The 16,149-nt window shown below is 53.7% G+C and carries 17 protein-coding genes; 9 read left to right on the forward strand and 8 right to left on the reverse strand.

Annotated features, from left to right (window positions below):
• Window positions 1-2: 2 nt before the first annotated feature.
• The 3 genes from HW561_RS21590 (at window position 3) to HW561_RS24090 (ending at window position 2,686) form a co-directional block, all read left to right on the forward strand.
• A complete protein-coding gene (locus tag HW561_RS21590; RefSeq protein WP_176867422.1) occupies window positions 3-1,496 on the forward strand; it encodes an aldehyde dehydrogenase in 1,494 nt (497 codons plus the stop codon).
• 267 nt (window positions 1,497-1,763) lie between these two features.
• A complete protein-coding gene (locus HW561_RS24085) occupies window positions 1,764-2,084 on the forward strand; it encodes an EamA family transporter (RefSeq protein WP_235963029.1) in 321 nt (106 codons plus the stop codon).
• Between the two features lie 8 nt (window positions 2,085-2,092).
• Window positions 2,093-2,686, forward strand: a complete 594-nt coding sequence (locus tag HW561_RS24090; RefSeq protein WP_235963030.1) for a DMT family transporter — start codon at window positions 2,093-2,095, stop codon at window positions 2,684-2,686.
• Window positions 2,687-2,885: 199 nt separating this feature from the next.
• On the opposite strand, the gene HW561_RS21600 is transcribed toward HW561_RS24090, so the two are convergent.
• A complete protein-coding gene (locus HW561_RS21600) occupies window positions 2,886-3,857 on the reverse strand; it encodes an MBL fold metallo-hydrolase (RefSeq protein ID WP_176867423.1) in 972 nt (323 codons plus the stop codon).
• Between the two features lie 118 nt (window positions 3,858-3,975).
• On the opposite strand from HW561_RS21600, the gene HW561_RS21605 reads away from it, so the two are divergent.
• Window positions 3,976-4,908 carry a LysR family transcriptional regulator gene (locus tag HW561_RS21605; protein WP_176867424.1) on the forward strand — a complete coding sequence of 311 codons (933 nt, stop codon included), beginning with the start codon at window positions 3,976-3,978 and terminating at the stop codon, window positions 4,906-4,908.
• A 206-nt stretch (window positions 4,909-5,114) separates the two neighbouring features.
• Here HW561_RS21605 and HW561_RS21610 read toward each other — a convergent pair whose 3' ends face one another.
• Window positions 5,115-5,606: a DUF2938 domain-containing protein gene (locus tag HW561_RS21610; protein WP_176867425.1), complete on the reverse strand. Its 492-nt coding sequence runs from the start codon at window positions 5,604-5,606 to the stop codon at window positions 5,115-5,117.
• 81 nt (window positions 5,607-5,687) lie between these two features.
• Between HW561_RS21610 and HW561_RS21615 the strand changes: the two genes are divergently transcribed.
• Window positions 5,688-6,119 carry a helix-turn-helix domain-containing protein gene (locus tag HW561_RS21615; RefSeq protein WP_176867426.1) on the forward strand — a complete coding sequence of 144 codons (432 nt, stop codon included), beginning with the start codon at window positions 5,688-5,690 and terminating at the stop codon, window positions 6,117-6,119.
• Between the two features lie 95 nt (window positions 6,120-6,214).
• On the opposite strand, the gene HW561_RS21620 is transcribed toward HW561_RS21615, so the two are convergent.
• Window positions 6,215-6,934, reverse strand: coding sequence for a helix-turn-helix transcriptional regulator (locus HW561_RS21620; RefSeq protein WP_176867427.1), 720 nt, complete (start codon window positions 6,932-6,934; stop codon window positions 6,215-6,217).
• Between the two features lie 85 nt (window positions 6,935-7,019).
• Here HW561_RS21620 and HW561_RS21625 point away from each other — a divergent pair, with 85 nt between their 5' ends.
• Entirely contained in the window at window positions 7,020-7,451 is a 432-nt protein-coding gene (locus HW561_RS21625) for a RidA family protein (protein ID WP_176867428.1), read from the forward strand.
• 428 nt (window positions 7,452-7,879) lie between these two features.
• Window positions 7,880-8,410 carry a hypothetical protein gene (locus tag HW561_RS21630; protein WP_176867429.1) on the forward strand — a complete coding sequence of 177 codons (531 nt, stop codon included), beginning with the start codon at window positions 7,880-7,882 and terminating at the stop codon, window positions 8,408-8,410.
• 364 nt (window positions 8,411-8,774) lie between these two features.
• Here HW561_RS21630 and HW561_RS21635 read toward each other — a convergent pair whose 3' ends face one another.
• Entirely contained in the window at window positions 8,775-9,620 is an 846-nt protein-coding gene (locus HW561_RS21635) for a LysR family transcriptional regulator (protein WP_176867430.1), read from the reverse strand.
• Window positions 9,621-9,719: 99 nt separating this feature from the next.
• Here HW561_RS21635 and HW561_RS21640 point away from each other — a divergent pair, with 99 nt between their 5' ends.
• Entirely contained in the window at window positions 9,720-10,649 is a 930-nt protein-coding gene (locus HW561_RS21640) for an NAD(P)-dependent oxidoreductase (RefSeq protein WP_176867431.1), read from the forward strand.
• Window positions 10,650-10,859: 210 nt separating this feature from the next.
• Here HW561_RS21640 and HW561_RS21645 read toward each other — a convergent pair whose 3' ends face one another.
• The 4 genes from HW561_RS21645 to HW561_RS21660 form a co-directional block, all read right to left on the reverse strand.
• Entirely contained in the window at window positions 10,860-12,470 is a 1,611-nt protein-coding gene (locus HW561_RS21645) for an FAD-dependent monooxygenase (protein ID WP_176867432.1), read from the reverse strand.
• Window positions 12,471-12,631: 161 nt separating this feature from the next.
• Complete coding sequence (locus HW561_RS21650) at window positions 12,632-13,621, reverse strand: hypothetical protein (protein WP_176867433.1); 990 nt, start codon at window positions 13,619-13,621, stop codon at window positions 12,632-12,634.
• 17 nt (window positions 13,622-13,638) lie between these two features.
• Window positions 13,639-14,556 (reverse strand): alpha/beta hydrolase, encoded by a 918-nt coding sequence (locus tag HW561_RS21655; RefSeq protein ID WP_176867434.1) that lies wholly within the window; start codon window positions 14,554-14,556, stop codon window positions 13,639-13,641.
• A gap of 206 nt (window positions 14,557-14,762) precedes the next feature.
• Window positions 14,763-15,053, reverse strand: a complete 291-nt coding sequence (locus HW561_RS21660) for an EF-hand domain-containing protein (RefSeq protein WP_176867435.1) — start codon at window positions 15,051-15,053, stop codon at window positions 14,763-14,765.
• Between the two features lie 86 nt (window positions 15,054-15,139).
• Here HW561_RS21660 and HW561_RS21665 point away from each other — a divergent pair, with 86 nt between their 5' ends.
• On the forward strand, window positions 15,140-16,075 hold the full coding sequence (locus HW561_RS21665) for a LysR family transcriptional regulator (RefSeq protein WP_176867436.1): 936 nt from the start codon (window positions 15,140-15,142) through the stop codon (window positions 16,073-16,075).
• The last annotated feature ends 74 nt before the right edge of the window (window positions 16,076-16,149 follow it).

Here is a 16,149-nt window from a genome sequence, read left to right on the forward strand (position 1 = left end):
ACATGACCCTTTCCCACGCCGACTATCAGGCTATCGCCTCCAAACTGAAACCCAATGGTCAAGCATTCATCGACGGCGCTTTCTGTGATGCTGCAGATGGCGAGAAATTCGAGACAACCAACCCTGCATCGGGAGACGTCTTGGCTGAGGTCGCACACTGCAAGGCGGCGGATGTGAACCGTGCCGTTGCCGCGGCACGGCGTGCGTTCAATGAAGGCACCTGGTCGCGAGCGGAGCCGGAAGAGCGCAAGGAGGTCCTTCTGCAGGTCGCCAAACTGGTGCGCGAGCACGCCCATGAGCTGGCGGTCCTTGAAAGTATTGATGCCGGCAAGACAATCAATGACTGCATGGAGGAGATCGGCGTCGAGGTCCCGAAATTCTTCCAGTGGTACGCCGAGTTGGCAGACAAGACCTTTGGCAAGGTTGCCAACACAGGTCCCGGTGCCTTGGGGCTGGTGATACAGGAACCCATCGGCGTTGCCGGGGCCATTTTGCCATGGAACTTCCCGCTGCTGATGGCCGCTTTCAAGATCGCTCCGGCTCTAGCGACGGGGTGCTCTGCAGTGATCAAACCCGCCGAACAGACACCGCTGTCAACCCTACGCCTTGCCGAACTGATGCACGAAGCCGGAGTTCCTGCCGGGGTCATCAACGTCATTCCGGGTTACGGTGAAACCGCCGGTCAAGCCGTAGGTCTGCACAGCGATATAGACACTGTGTCCTTCACCGGCTCGACCGAGGTAGGCCGGATGTTCATGCGCTATTCCGGGGACAGCAACCTCAAGGTTGTCGGCCTGGAACTGGGTGGCAAAAGCCCGTTTATCGTGCTCGGCGACGCCGTCATGGATGACGATCTGATTGACCATGCCGCAATGGCGGCCTTCTGGAACGGTGGGCAGAATTGTTCAGCCAACATGCGCCAACTGATCGCTGCGCCGCTGGTCGAGGAGTTCTCATCGCGCATTGTTGACCGCGTCAGGGCTTTCAAACTGGGCGATCCGCTGGATCCTGCCACCGATATTGGCTCGATGATCACCAGGGACCACAAGGAATTGGTCATGCGCTATATCCAAAGTGGTCTCGAAGATGGTGCAAGCAAGATTATGGGCGGCAATAGCGAACTTCCAGGTCATTTTATCGAACCCACCGTGTTTCAGAACGTGACGCCAGAGATGAAAATCGCGCGCGAAGAAATTTTTGGGCCTGTTCTTGGCATAATGTCGGTGAACTCTGCCGAAGAGGCGCTAACCGTTGCCTGTGACACCGACTATGGCCTGCACGCCACCGTATTCACCCAGGATATCGACCAAGCCATTCACATGGCGCGGTCGCTGCCGTGTGGTACAGTTTCTGTCAACGGATATTCCGAGGGTGATATCAAGACTCCGTTTGGAGGTTATAAACAATCAGGATCGCTAGCGCGAGACAACGGAACCGAAGCATTGGAACAATACCTGCAAACCAAGACAATCTGGATTCAAACGAAAGCCGGTTGAGCAAGCCTTGGGCAGAGTTTCGATCCTGAAATTCGACTCTGCTTTAGAGCTGGCCGCCAGAATGCTCGCGATCAGCAGATTTGGTTAGTTGACGGCCCATTCCTGCCGTTCACCCGACCATCAAGTTTCTGCGGTCGCAGCCCGCATAGCCGCCGTTCGCTGCAGGAGCCAAAATTGAAGTCAGCCTAACTAACAGATTGCGGAACAAATTTACCGTTCATTTGTCTTGACGATGTCAACCGCAATTTAGCGTGTTAGTTGTCAGCAATGAACCAACTAACCTCAGCCAAGCGGAACGCCATACCCTATGCCCTTGCGGTCGTTGGTGTGTTTTTTGCATCCATCTGTTTTGGCCTTGTACCCTACTTTAGCCGTGGGCTCACCGATCAGGGCCTCGCTCCCTATGCGGTTGCCTTTTATCGGTACATCTTGGCAGCGGTTGTCCTTTTGCCCGCACTGGTAATGCATCACTCAAAGTGGCGGGAAATCGTATGGGGTATGGTTGCAGGTGCAGTGATGGGCCTTGGCTGGGTCGGCTATGTTACTGCGCTGGAGACTGTTCCTGCATCGACGGTTGGCGTTCTCTGACCTATCCGGTGTTTACGATTGCTATCGCATGGGCGCTTTTTGGTGATCAACCAACGCGGCGTAGCCTTATTGCGGCCGGATTGATCGTTGTTGCTGCGATATTCGCAGGTTCTCCGGCATCTGTGCCGCCGGACCAAATTCCTCTCCTTCTCGTCTCATTAGCGGCACCTTTCGGTTTTGGCTTTGGCATATGTGTTCTCGTGCACCGCCTGTCACGTATTGCGCCTTTAGCCAGAATGGCGTCAGTCTCGCTTGGGTCGGTCATTGGCCTTGCCCCTCTCATTCTTTCATCCGAGGTCGGCGAAATCCTACCAGAAAGTGGGGACGACTGGTTTCTAGTTGTCGGATTTGGCCTTGTGACGGCGCTTATTCCGCAACTGATTTACACGATCTGTTCGCCTATTATTGGCGCGGCGCGCACTGCTGTTGTCGGAAGTATTGAACTCCCCACGATGTTTGCTGTTGGCGTTCTTGCATTCGGTGAAGTAATCACGGGTGCACAGGCGCTGGCCTGCGCGCTGGTTTTGGGTGCGATAGCCCTCACTCAAAGTCGCTCAACTCGAACTGTGACGACCGTGATCAGCAAGGAGCCTGAGAGGTAGCTTGGGCTCACAACGGACCTCGGTGCCGTTGCAAAAGGCTCCCTGCCCCGCCAATAACTGATCACACGGATCGGCCCATTCCTGACGTTGGCCGTCACCTTCAACGCTGCGGCGCAGCTTTCGCATTGCTGCCGTTCATTTTTAAACCCACGACTTCTTTCGTCCACCACCTTGAATTGTCAAAGTGGCGGACAAATTCTTATGAATAGTCGTAAGCTGATGGCACAAATTCATATCTTCCAGCTAATTTGTCGACATAGCCAAATCCGGGGAATTCGAGATGTGCTCCGGTAACCTGCAAGCCATCTGCCGCGGCTCTATCCAGCATTGTCGCACGTGTAGAAGCAGTTTGAGCAGGATCCATATCAAAGGCGACAAGCCAGTCGGGATTGTCAAATTGCAACCTTGGAAGATGAATCAAATCGCCCCAAAATAGCAGGTTGTCGCTACCGCTGTGCAATTGAAAACCAGCATGGCCCGGTGTGTGGCCTGGCATTGAAACAGCTTGGATCCCAGGCAGCACTTCCTCTTCATGTTCAAAGAGAACCACTTGTTCCAAGTAGGGCGAGGTCGTGTTGCGCGCAATTTTCACAAACGGTTGAACTTGTTCTGGCAGCGCATCCGCTGCCGCCCCGTACCAAAAATCCCACTCGGTCTTGCTCACAAGAATTTCTGCATTGGGGAACAAGCGCTCATTGTCGACCGTCAGGCCACCAACATGATCAGGGTGCAGGTGGGTTATCAAAACAGTATCGATGTCAGACGGGTCGATGCCCGCCAGGTTTAAGGCTTCATGATACCCACCAGTTTTTGGCGAGAACCCAGGAAACGTGCCGGTGTCGATGGCAATTTTTTTGCTACCAGTGTCGATGACATGGCCCAGAACAGGTAGGGGCCGCGTCCCGTCGAATGGTGGCAAATGCTGGCGTTTTAGCGCTTGATCAGCAGCATCCTGATCAAACCCGACAATCAAATCTGGTCCGACATCGATTGTGCCATCAAGCAGAACAAAAACTTCCACATCGCCGACACGCCGCTTTGAATAGGACGGCAAACTCCCAGCCACGACACCGACGTCAGCGGCCTGTAGCAATGTTGGTTTTGCCAAAAATGGCGATGCCACTGCGGTCGTACCGGCCATTGCTAAGAGATTTCTACGAGTGAACTTCATAAGTGTTTCCTATAGTTGTTGTTGTCACTTTGATCTGATTTCAGATATATTCGCCCGAAATATTGGAAACCAGTGTGCCGCACCTTATGATAGGCATAAGCAATACTTTGAGGGTAAAATGGATCGCTTGGGATATCTGGAAAGCTTCCTTGAAGTCTTGGATCAAGGCTCTTTGAGCGCTGCGGCGCGAGCCCGTAATGTCAGCCAACCAGCGATAAGCCAACAAATGGCCGCTCTCGAAGCGGATTTCGGCACCCCGCTGCTGCAGCGCACAACATCCGGCGCAATGGCAACACGCGCGGGTAGCATCGTTGCAAGACATGCCTCTGACATGGTCGCGACACACCAGCGGATGCGCGCCGATATTTCCACGCTGGCTACTACCGCTGGTGGAGAATTGCGCATCAGTATCAGCAAGGTAATGGGGGAAAACCCCATAGGAGATGCCTTACAGGAGCTTCATGCAGCCTATCCAGACATGAAGCTGACAGTCAAAGTCGAAGACCGCCTCGTCGATGTGGTCAGAGAAGGATATGATTTGGCGCTGAGGACTGGCGACATCGGTCCCGCCGATGCGATTGTACGCAAGATTGGTCAGTTTGAAACTGTGCTGGTAGCGGCACCGTCATATTTGGATCGGTTTGGACGTCCTGAGCATCACTCTGAGATGGGCCAACACGCATTTATTCAATACGCCGATCATCGCGTTTATGGCTTTCATACCGTGCGCAAAAACGGTCTGGAGGCAGAGATAGAATTGGTAACCAAGCTGATCGTAGATACTCCTTCGCATCTGATGAACGCGTTGGTGGACGGTTTGGGATATGCTCGACTGCCACGCGTTCTGGCGAATGACTTCGTTGAGAACGGGTCATTGGAAACCATGCTGATGGACTACACAATTGAACCAAAAGATATCTTTCTTGTGTATCCTCATCGGCATGCCATAACAGAGAGTGCGCGAGTTGTTGTCGATGCCATCTATCGAGGGCTGAATAACTGCGGCAGTACGCATATCATTCAGCACCAGGACCTGAACCCAATGCGTTAGGCGCTCAAACTAAATGCTGTTTTTCTGATAGATGCGGCCCATAAGAGACATTCATCGTAAGCGCCGCCGTACAGCAGCTTCACTAAACCGGCCTTTCGCTGCGCTCACAAGACCGTTCGCCATGCGAAATCATAGATCGCGCAACAAGGCAGTCATAAGCGCCTCGTAACGCTTTTGTCTGCTTTCGGTACGCTCTTCGCGAAATGTTAGAATGAAATGGACATGCAGTTTGCCGCGATCCAAAGCCCAATTCCAAAACTGAGATGTGCAAAGACGCTCTTGAGCCGCGCAGCTCGTGGGTCGGGCGTCAACCGTGCCGCCAGCCCCGCTCCCATGCCCGGCTGAAGGATCAGAAAAGGCGCGAGCACTGTAAGAACTCCAAATGCAATCGCAGGCAGCAGGCTCGGCGCTTCAAGCCAGCCCCGACCGACAACGGCCAAAAAACCCAGCGCAAACACGACGCCCGTCAGATAATGTGCGCTCCAGCCCAACAAACGCTCCGCCGGAACAGGGTCGCTGGCCATGATGTGCCTATGAATAAACCGCCCCTGCGCGACATTGCCGAGCCAACGGCCCACCATCGCGTAGTTGAGCGATTGCTGAGAGAAGATCAGCTTCTGGGAAAGGGCGATCATATCCATGAAGGCCGTCGCGCCTATGCCGATCAGAACAGCGCTAAAGAAAATTTCTGTTGTCATGGAGGTATCGACCTTAGTTTCTGTTGATGTTTTGCAGTGGAGGGGCAACATGCAACTTCAAGCCCACTTGAGGTCAAGACGATGTTCGACATTTCTGAACTTTCTCGCGCAAGCGGATTTTCACCGTCAAAACTCCGCTACTATGAAGAGATTGGCCTGATCCGGTCGGTGGGCCGAAGGGGGTTGAAGCGTCTCTATGAAGATGAGGTGAAGACGCGGATTTCCCTCATTTCTCTGGCGCAAACCGCCGGGTTTTCACTCGGCGAGATCAAAGAGACGATAGGTTCAGAAGGCAGGCCCGAACTGGATCGTACGGTTCTGGCGGCAAGGGCCGATGCAATTGACGTGAGGATCAAGGAGCTGACGGCCTTACGGGATGGCCTTCGCCATGTCATGAATTGCACCGCCGAAAACCATTTGGAATGCCCTCGGTTTCAGCGCATCATCCGCGTTGCGCTGACGAAGAAGCAGGCCGATGCGAAACGCTCCAAAAAGAACCCCGACAAAGGGTGAAGGAATTGAGCGCGGACCTGACCCACCTTCTTTGGGCTGCTAACGCTTCAAGATACTGGGACCACTGCCGCCCGGACTTCGCACGTTCCTGGTGTTCAGTGCGGTAATTCGTTGAAAGGACAGACATCGTCCTCGAACGGAACATGCCGTCTCCGGAACGATGTTCCCTCGACGATCTTGGGGCGGCTGATCCGATCCATGCGAAAATGCCGGAAATCCTCACGGCTGGAATCCCAGGCTACGAGATACCAGAGCGGCGGCAGGATGAGCATAGCTTGCGGTTCGACTTCGCGGCTTGTTTCCGCGCCCTTGGCGTCCCGGTAGCCGAAGCGCAGGTTTTGCCTTTGCAAAAACGCGGTCTCGAAGGCAGGCAAAAGCGCGAGGTCAATCGTGCCCATGTCCGAGATGTCTTGTTTGGGTGACAGCTGACCGACATGTAGACAGTCAAGGAACCTGCGCAGATCCCGCACCTTGTCCGACGGTAGGGCCTTCTCGATCTTGGCAAGCCCCGCGTCGGCGAGACCGGAGAAGGGAAGGCTTCGCGCAGCACGCATGGCTGCGACACTGACGAGAAGCGCAAACACCTCTGTGACTGAGAGACGGGCGGTGGTCTGCACGGATTGCGGATCAAGTTGCACGCCCCCGCCACGCCCACATTCGGAATGGATGACAAAGCCCTGATCACGCAACGCCCCGATATCGCGCAATACCGTTCGTCTGGACGCACCGACCTGACTGGCCAGCTCGTCGACCGTTGCGGTTCCGTTACGGCGAAGGGTGCGCACGATGGCATCATGTCGGAGGCGGATGTTCATTTTTTCACTATAGCACTTTCGGTGACAAATTTTGTCACCGTAGGGTTCTAAACCGCTCGCGGACCACTCAGCAAGGAGAATGAACATGACGTCCCGAGACCAGAATACATCCAACGCCGCATTGCCGATCATCGTCAATCCACCACATCTGCATGATCCTACGCCAAACGGCTACAGCACGGCAGTCGTGTCCCCTGCTGCGGGGCGGCTTGCCTTTGTATCAGGACAGGGTGGACAGGATCAAACCGGCAACCTATCACCGGAGTTCGGCAATCAGGTTGAGCAGGCCTATGCCAATCTGGCTGCGGTCCTTGACGCGCTCAGCGCTCTTCCCCGTAACGTCGTGAAGTTGACCGTGTTCGTGGTCGACCACGATATGTCGAAGCTGGGTGTGCTGACCGAAAATGTAGTGCGGATGTTTGGCGATACACTGCCCGCGCAAACCCTGATCCCCGTTCCAAAGCTCGCCATCGATCCGATGCTTTTCGAGGTCGAGGCCGTCGTGCTTTTGGATTGAGCGCTCGATTGCGGCGGTGACTTGCCGCCGCAATCACAAACGCTACCTGACTCGTGACGTGGAAGCTAACGTTCGCAAACTGCGCAGCACCGATTACTATGAGCTCGATGCTGACGTCGGAGCGATCACGGCACCTTTTCGGCAAATTTGTCCTGCTCAGATAAAGGCGGCCCATTTCGGTCACTCGACCATGGACCTGGATGCTGCGGTCGCAGCCCTCTTTCCGGACATTCGCTGCGGAAGCGAAATCCACAAAGATGTAGAGGTCGGGATCGCGGGACAAAAGGTTCTTTCGCTGCGGCGGCGCCAATGTCTGCTTTAAGGGGTTGGCTCACAACGATTGTTTGTACAGACTTAGGGGTGGACGTGATGCAAGTTAGGATTTCATATGGCAGTGATAATTGAAGTGAAGCATTGGTAGGAATGATATGTCAAAACTGGTTAATTTCGGTACGTTTTGTGGAGGTATCGGTGGGCTCGTAGCAGGTATTGTCGGCGCCTTGCAGTTTGCATCCAATGCAACATCAATCAAAAGCACATCTGATCTAGTTGCATCGATTGAAAAGTTGGCTGAAGCAATACCAAAATCGGGCTTGTCTGTCGAAGTTAACCAGATCTCCGAGATTACAAATGCACTGACTCAGTTGAGCGGTGAGGTCGCGGTTGCTGTGCATACTGAAGATGGGAACCTGCCTTTTGTGCCACGCGCATATACAGGTGTTTCCAATCAGCCTTTGCGGGAGCCATATGACTTGGTTGCGAATAACGGCGTGAGTCGCCTTGTTTTGTTGAATTCTCATAACGACGCTACCGTCGGAATTACTGTCGACGGCGAGTATCTCAAACAGATACGGCCCGGTGGAAACGCCGATATCGACTTCATAGATCAGACTTGCCGTATCGAACTCATTGAACTTAATTATCCAAAGACTGCGAAAGTTCGAACACGATGCATGTAATATGGTGGTAAGCATCTCCGTGCTGCTACTTCGTAAACCATGCACTTGCGGCATCGAAAGTGTTTTCAGCACAAATCTCGAAATCAACTACGCTACAGACTATTGGGAATGCTCAGTCTGATTTTGGCACATTCCGTTCGGTATTCGAAAAAACAGACGTTGGTTCAAACTGCAGCATTCGTCACTAAGGGCTCGGATAGCCGACCTTCGAGGCAGCGCAGCATCGGCCCTACGTGAGCCGTCGAGCCCGATCAAGGCGGCCCTCAACTGCTGTTCATCGGATCGTCAAGCGTCGCAGCGCAGCCCAGCTTAGGGTAATGGAGATGTTACCGTCAGGGCCAGCATTGCTTGTTAGAATGGCAAGTCAGAAAGCGCTTATCACCAGTTCCTTGATTTGAAGGGCTGCGCTGGACAGACCCTTATCGCGTTCTACAATTTGAATGCACGTCCTTGGCAAGTTAGGGAGCCGGTAACTCTTGGAAAGCGGGCGCAGCTCGACGGGAATGGTCCCCAATGCCATGACGGTGATAGCGGTTTCAGCGGCGGCGGCGCTCTGAATAACCTGCCCGCTGGGGCTGACCAAAACTTCACGAAACGCTATGCCTTGCTCAGCAAGACATTTCTTGGCCGCGGCGCGGAACGCACAGCCTTCAGGAAAGAAGGCAATAGGCCAGGGCGTTCCCTCTCCATGTCTGAAGCCGGGGGCGGCTACCCATTTCAAATCAGGTTCGGCCAGCACATGCGCCCCGGGCTTGGTCTCTGGTAGTGTCACCACTGCCAGATCCAGATTGCGGGCTTCAACCTGCTGGCACAGGTTTCGACTGAGCCCAGTAACAATGCTCAACTCGATGCCGGGATAAATTTGCTGTACGCGCTTCAGAAGATTGGCCAACATCGGTAAAACATAGTCCTCGGCAATCCCCAATCGCACATTGCCTGACACCTGCCCTTTGCGAGCCCGGTTCAGGAAGTTGTCGTGCTCGTCTACCACTCGCTGGGCATGGGGCAACAACTCGGTGCCGCCGGGGGTGAGGACAACACTGTGATAGCCGCGTTCAAACAATGTAACGCCCAACAGCCCTTCGAGCTGACGAATGCGTTGCGACATGGTCGCCTGCGAGTATCCCAAGCGACTGGCCGCGTTGGAAAAGCTGCGTTCAGTGGCAACTGAGAGAAAAGACCGCAGAAGTTTCGTATCGATGTCATACATGAAGTATTGGATATTCCAATATCATTGATTGGTCAAAATTGTTTTACTGATGATACATCGCACCCGTAGAAAGCTACCGACATAAGGAAGGATTCTATCATGAAAGTCGGCTTCATCGGTCTTGGAACCATGGGCGGTAACGCTGCCAAGAACATCATCCGTGCGGGTTTTGAAACCTATGTTTTTGATCTGCGTCGTGAGGCGGCCGAGCCCCACATAGCCATGGGTGCATCTTGGGCGGATAGCCCGAAAGCTTTGATCGATCAGGTTGACTGCGTCGTTTCAATGGTCTTTGGCCCGCCGCATTGCGAGGCGGTTCTGAAAGGCGAGAACGGCATGATCCACGGGGACTGCGCCGGCAAGATCTGGATCGATCTGACCACCTCGTCACCCGGTTTCATGCGCGAATTAACTAAGGATTTCGTCGCCAAGGGCGGCAAACCCGTGGATGCGCCGGTGACCGGTTCTGTGGACGCGGCCATTCGTGGTGACATGCCCATGTTTGTCGGCGGTGAAGACGCTCATGTCGAAGAGGCCCGCCCGGTGATTGAAGCCATGGGCGAAGTCCGAAAGGTCGGTCAATATGGCAACGGTTACGTCGCCAAGTTGGTCAACAACCAGCTTTGGAAGATCCATGCCACTGCCATTGGTGAAGCCATGGTGACCGCCAAGCTGGCCGGGATCGACCCCGATGTCTGGTGGGACGTGATGAAAGGTGGCGCGGCCGACAGCTTTGTCATGCAGCACGATGTGCCGTCGATCTTTGCAGGCCATTATGATCCGTCCTTCCCGTTGAAACTCTGCTTGAAGGATCTGGCGCTGATCAAAGAGCTGATGGACGCCACCGGCACCCGCTCCGAGTTGACCGATGCTTGCCACGACCGGTTCAAGGAAGCGGGTGAACGCTATGGCGTGGATGCCGGCGAGATGACCGTCTGCAAGTTGATCGAGGAAGACGCTGGCGTCACGCTGCAGATCGAAGGCGATTGGGTCGCTCCGTGGGAAGTGCCCCACGACGCCGTGGCCTAGAAAGAAACGCGAAGCCACGTCAACGACATGGCTACCCCAATCCACTAGCAAAACCGGGCAAGGGGATCACTTTAATTTCGTCGGATGATAAGCGAGTGTAGGTCAGCAAGGCGTTGATGATGTGAAGACCCGGCCCATACCGGACGCTGAACGCGATCACTGACGCTGCAGTGCGGCTTCCCGAAAGCGGACGTTTACCTTTTTAAACTGTCATGAGAGAGCTGGTGATTGTAGCAAGCCGGGAAATGCAGCGTCCAATTGATTTGTTAGCAGCGTGATATCGTCTACTTCATCGTTTCGACTGCCAATGCGACCATCCGGTCTGATCCATAAAGCCGAGCGCACAGCAATACCTAACCGATTGTGACAATTCAGCTCTGGATCGATCAGGAGCGAATTCTCATCGAAATCAAGTACTCTGCGCGCGGCTGCACCTTCAGTGCTACGAGCGACTACGGCCAGATCAAGTGCTCTATTACTCACTTTGACAAGGTTAATTGCTGCTTTCACAAGTTGCTCAGCCTCCAATCCACCATCACTGATCAGAAGAAGAACTGTGTTGTACGGTGACGACAACGCACCTGTGAGAAAAACTGCAGCGCCGTTTGCTTTATACAGGCGTATGTCACCCGGCACATGAGTTCCGGGGCCGGGCCCAATCGAAGGCTGCTCTCCAACAGAAATGCTGCTGGCTGCATAGTTCCCCATCACTGGTTCATACCCATTTCCACCGTTTTTCAGATAGGCCCAAAAATTCACTGAAAACCGTCGAATTGCCTTGCTTCTTTCAACTGGATCGCTGGTCGACCAGAGGTCGTCGTTTTTTTGACCAACATCAATCATAGCGCGACCCGCAGGGCGGCGTTCACTTTCATAGGTGTCTAAAAGAGCATCATCGGCTTGCCCAGATACGACTGAGGCTAATTTCCAACCCAAATTCATTGCGTCCTGTATTCCGGTGTTCATTCCCGCAGCACTTCCTGCTGACATGGCATGACATGCATCCCCGCAGATTAGCACCCTTCCAACTCGGTAATCAGAAGCCAATCGTGCCGAACATTGAAAGCTGACATCTGAAATCGGTGGGCCGAGACGTACGCTTGGCGCGACATCGCGCAGAATATCATGTAACGAAGTCCAACTGTCATCACAGTGGTTCAACGAAAGAGAATATATTCTGAACGCCGATCTTGTCTGATAAATTGCGACCACAAGATGATCCAGATACAACATCCCGTGGTTTGCTTTGTATGGCCAACCTTCGATTTGCGCATCCAACACATGCCAGTGAAGGTCACTATCGTGGCCTTCAAACCCAATCCCAGCAGCTTGCCGTATTGTGCTGTGCACGCCATCACAACCAATCAGCCAAGAGGTTTCGACCCTCTCTTCCCCGCCGGCTCGGTTTTTCAAGACAGAGATGACTCCTTTCGCACTCTGTTCATAGCGTACAAGCTCCAAGCCGCGCTCGATAAGCACGCCCAGGCTCTCCAGCCGCGCAATCAGAATAGGGATCAGATCATCTTCGCCGAGATTGAGGTGCCATGGCCAGCGCTCATCAGATGATATAGCAAGCGCTGCAATTCTGCCTTCAAAGGATTGCTCCATAGACTGAACCGGAACACCTTGCTCGAATATCTGATCAAGGACACCCAACTGCTCCGCCGCATAAAACGTTGACGGCTTCACTACAAATGCGCGCGGCGTAGTCGGTGCGGATGTATCGCGATCGATTATGCGCAGATCAATGCCACGGCGCGCCAGTTCAATCGCCAGCACCAACCCGCTGGGCCCGGCACCAGAAACAAGTACGTCAGTCAATTGATCACTCCTTTTGGGTTTTTTGCGCTATCTTGAGGAGCTCCGCAAATACATTGTCATTTAATCAATTGTTACCAATCAAGTTACACCGATTAGGATTGAAGCTGGCTTGGGGCTGCGAACAGTCTATTGGGTGTCGTCACCTTTCTGTTCAAACCGCGTTAGCCGCCAGCAAAAAAATGCTTTGCAGGTATCTTGGCATAAGCCCCATCGTAGAAGAAGTTCAACCAAACGGAATGACCGTCGGAGTAGATATCTGAAACGCCGCGGGTATCTGATCCTGCGCCGAGCGAATGTACACCGCCTTCCGTATCCAACTGCATCAGCTTGAACGCCTGGTGAGCCTGATGCCCGCGGTAGCCGCCGACAACCACCGTTCCATTTACAACCTCAATGGATTCAAGATTTCCAAATCCATCTGCCAGCTTTTCTGACACACCGGCCTCATCCAATTCTGAGATACGATAAACAGCGCTATCCCAAGCGTCATCAGCACCCCATGACACCGCATAGATATGGTCGTCAGTAATCTCGAACCTGGCAAGACCATTGATCTGAACATCATCCAGAGCTGGTTGAATATCACCGGTGTTTGCCGACACAGTGACAAATCCTCCACGCCCAAAATCGCTGACAAGCAAAGTGGCATCGTTCAGCACTTCGATATCGTAGAAGAAGACACCTTCTTCGTCGTGGCTCCTGCGCCAATTGACCTCGCCTTCATGGGAAAGAGAGATGACTTGATTGCCATCCACAAGAACGATTTGATCGCCAAATTCAACCAACCCGGTCGGGTTGCGGAGACCTTCGCCGTCGGACAGAGTGATGCTCTCATGTGCGCCACTCAGTCCGAGTATATATAGTCCACCATTGGTGGCTTGGGATCCAAATTCTTCACCAGGTCCGCCAGGTCCGATAGAAATCGCATAGACATCTGCCCCTAAAGGCAGGATTGCTTCGGTGAAGGACGGCAGGCCACTGACCAGGATCTCTTCCGCGGCAACAGGTTGAACAATCGTCAAGGTTAACAAGGCGCTCAAGCATTTTGTCATTGTCAAAACTCTCTTTGAAACGGCCTGCCGTCGAGGCCATGCTACATTGCTCCACAACGGATGATCACGAACCAGAACTTGTGGATGGCTCGTGATCACCGCGTATCGCAACAGCGTTAAAGGCTGATCTGCTCACCCCGGAAATACGGGCCAAGAGCCGCAATGACACGGTCGATGGTCAGCGGGTCCTCATAGAATTGAAGCTGATTGGCACCGTCGATCCAGTGAAGCGTTTTATGGGCCGAAGGGATCTGTTGATAGATTCGCTTCGGAATATCCGGGCCGCTGGCGGCTTTGTCACCGTGGACCATGAGAACCGGCAATAAGAGGCGCGATGCCGCGTCGCTGATCTGCCAGCCCCAAATTCCCGCTTCGCTCATTGCTGTAATCCGGTTTTCCCAACCACCGCGATGGAGAAACCACGGCGCTTCGTTGTCCCATGGCAGATACCACTCTGCGACGGCCGTAGCTGTCAACAGGGCTTCGGGGGAACCGACAATTGGAATATAGTCGACAGTACCGGTCTCAGAGAACTTCGCGGCCGCCGCTGCTGACCGGTTCATGCGCGCCTCGACCGACTTAGCATCGCCGAGATACATGATCGCGGTATCGGGGGTTAGGTAGTGCCCGGCCACAATTCCAAGCGATGCGATCCGCTCGTCCTGCGCCGCAGCTTCTATCGCCCAATTCACGCCCTGACAAATACCAAGGAGATGGAGTTGGCTTTGGTCAATCCCACCCTGTTCAGTAAGGAAATCGACCGCCGCGCGAAGATCTTCGATCTTTGCCTCACCGGATTCAAACCGGCGCGGCTCACCCGAACTGGCGCCGTGATTGCGCGGGTCAAAGATCAAGACCGCAAGGCCCTGTTGCACCAGCCTTGTGGCGTATTGAATTGGTGATTGCTCTTTTACAAATGCCACGGGCCCCATGATCGTCACCGCAGGATGCAAACCCTCGCCTACAGGCAGGAAGAGTTTGCCTGCAAGCGTCTCTGGGCCACAGGGGAAGGTCACATCGCGTACTTCGTACATGCCAGAAGCTCTCGTTTGTGCTGCGGCGTACTTTGGTACGGTTGCTGGTATCGCAGCTGCTGCACCCCAGAGTGCCATCTGCCCAGCTAAATTTCGGCGGGTTATTTGCATATTTACTTCTCCCTCAATCTCAGGGGATTACGTGCATTGCTGAGGCTGGAATTCATCGTTTATTCTATCAGCCTCGGTGCTGAAGGCTTGGTACATCAAGATTTCTTGGCACCCTTGATCTTCGTTTTTCCAGCACCGCCACCTTGGTTTTCGCTCGCGTCGACGACGCCGTCACCGTTCGTGTCTGCGCCATCGAAAATAATTCTGTGACGATCAATAAACGCTTGGGTCCGCTCAATTCCCGCAGGGTGATACTCAAGCATTTCTTCAAACGTCACGACTCCGTCTTGGTTCAGGTCGTGCGTTTCGGTCGATACATCGGCATGCACCATGGCGGCTACAAAAACGACGCTTCCGGCTGTGAAAGTCAACTGGACAAATCTCATGGGGGTTCCTCTTTGTGTTCAATTTCGATGAGATCTAAATGTACGTAGCTTGACATAATCAAAATGACGCAAATAGCATGCTGGTCATGCAAAAACAGAATGATGAATTGACTTCGATGGATTTTCGCGTTTTGCGATTTCTTCGAATCCTGTTGCAGACTGGCAGCGTGACCCGAACTGCTGAACTGCTTGAGATCAGTCAACCCGCGGCAAGTCGTATTCTTGCACGCATTCGGGATCTGACTGGCGATCCATTGTTAATCCGAACTCAGGCAGGGTATCAGCTGACGGATCACGCCCTGTCGCTTCAGGAACCAGTGCTCGAGGCAATCCACTCAGTCGAAGCAGTATTTCTGCCACCGCGGTTTGATCCTTCCCAATCAAGTCGGCGTTTTAGGATCGCTGGTACCGACTATGCTGCCGCCTGCATCATTGGGCCGCTTGTCGATCGGCTGGCGACGGTTGCACCTCATGTTAGAGTGGATGTAACACCATTGGTACCAGACAGTTTTTCGGCAATTCAGGACGGTGAAATTGATTTTGTCTTTTACGCCGGGCTCAAAGTGAAGGGTGACCTGATTGTCAAAAAACTCTTTACTGACAGCTACGTCCTTCTCATGCGCGAAGGCCATCCGTTGCACGAGCTTGCTGCGCAGAAGGGCTTTCTGGAACCACCGGATATCACACCGTACCGACAAATCGAATTCAGCTATCCGACGGTTGATCGATTGCGAGCGGATACCGTCATGCGCGCGACCAGCGATGGCGACCCGGCAATGTTGTCCGTACCTTTCTTCACCTCAATGCCTTTCCACGTCGCAAATAGTGATACGGTTGCTGCCGCTCCGTCGCACTTGGGTACGCAACTCTCCTCATTCTCCAGCACCGTGTCGGTTCCCTTCAGGTCAGGGGCGGAATTTCCTTACTACCTGCTCTGGCATGAGCGGGGGCAATTCAATCCGGCCATTCGCTGGTTTGTGGATGAGGTCGTAAAGACCACTACGCTACAGGACCCGGCTTAGGTGTTCAGTCCCGGCATCTGGTGGATCGGATTTAGGATGAATCGATCTGGCTCAGAAGTCCAGATTTTACAGAT

Origin of the sequence: Ruegeria haliotis (assembly GCF_013377785.1) — a bacterium.
GTDB lineage: Bacteria > Pseudomonadota > Alphaproteobacteria > Rhodobacterales > Rhodobacteraceae > Ruegeria > Ruegeria haliotis.

Coding starts and splice junctions, on each gene's coding strand:
- HW561_RS21590 (WP_176867422.1), top strand. CDS start 3: ATGACCCTTTCCCACGCCGACTATCAGGCTATCGCCTCCAAACTGAAA.
- HW561_RS24085 (WP_235963029.1), top strand. CDS start 1,764: ATGAACCAACTAACCTCAGCCAAGCGGAACGCCATACCCTATGCCCTT.
- HW561_RS21600 (WP_176867423.1), bottom strand. CDS start 3,857: ATGAAGTTCACTCGTAGAAATCTCTTAGCAATGGCCGGTACGACCGCA.
- HW561_RS21605 (WP_176867424.1), top strand. CDS start 3,976: ATGGATCGCTTGGGATATCTGGAAAGCTTCCTTGAAGTCTTGGATCAA.
- HW561_RS21610 (WP_176867425.1), bottom strand. CDS start 5,606: ATGACAACAGAAATTTTCTTTAGCGCTGTTCTGATCGGCATAGGCGCG.
- HW561_RS21615 (WP_176867426.1), top strand. CDS start 5,688: ATGTTCGACATTTCTGAACTTTCTCGCGCAAGCGGATTTTCACCGTCA.
- HW561_RS21620 (WP_176867427.1), bottom strand. CDS start 6,934: ATGAACATCCGCCTCCGACATGATGCCATCGTGCGCACCCTTCGCCGT.
- HW561_RS21625 (WP_176867428.1), top strand. CDS start 7,020: ATGACGTCCCGAGACCAGAATACATCCAACGCCGCATTGCCGATCATC.
- HW561_RS21630 (WP_176867429.1), top strand. CDS start 7,880: ATGTCAAAACTGGTTAATTTCGGTACGTTTTGTGGAGGTATCGGTGGG.
- HW561_RS21635 (WP_176867430.1), bottom strand. CDS start 9,620: ATGTATGACATCGATACGAAACTTCTGCGGTCTTTTCTCTCAGTTGCC.
- HW561_RS21640 (WP_176867431.1), top strand. CDS start 9,720: ATGAAAGTCGGCTTCATCGGTCTTGGAACCATGGGCGGTAACGCTGCC.
- HW561_RS21655 (WP_176867434.1), bottom strand. CDS start 14,556: ATGTACGAAGTACGCGATGTGACCTTCCCCTGTGGCCCAGAGACGCTT.
- HW561_RS21660 (WP_176867435.1), bottom strand. CDS start 15,053: ATGAGATTTGTCCAGTTGACTTTCACAGCCGGAAGCGTCGTTTTTGTA.
- HW561_RS21665 (WP_176867436.1), top strand. CDS start 15,140: ATGCAAAAACAGAATGATGAATTGACTTCGATGGATTTTCGCGTTTTG.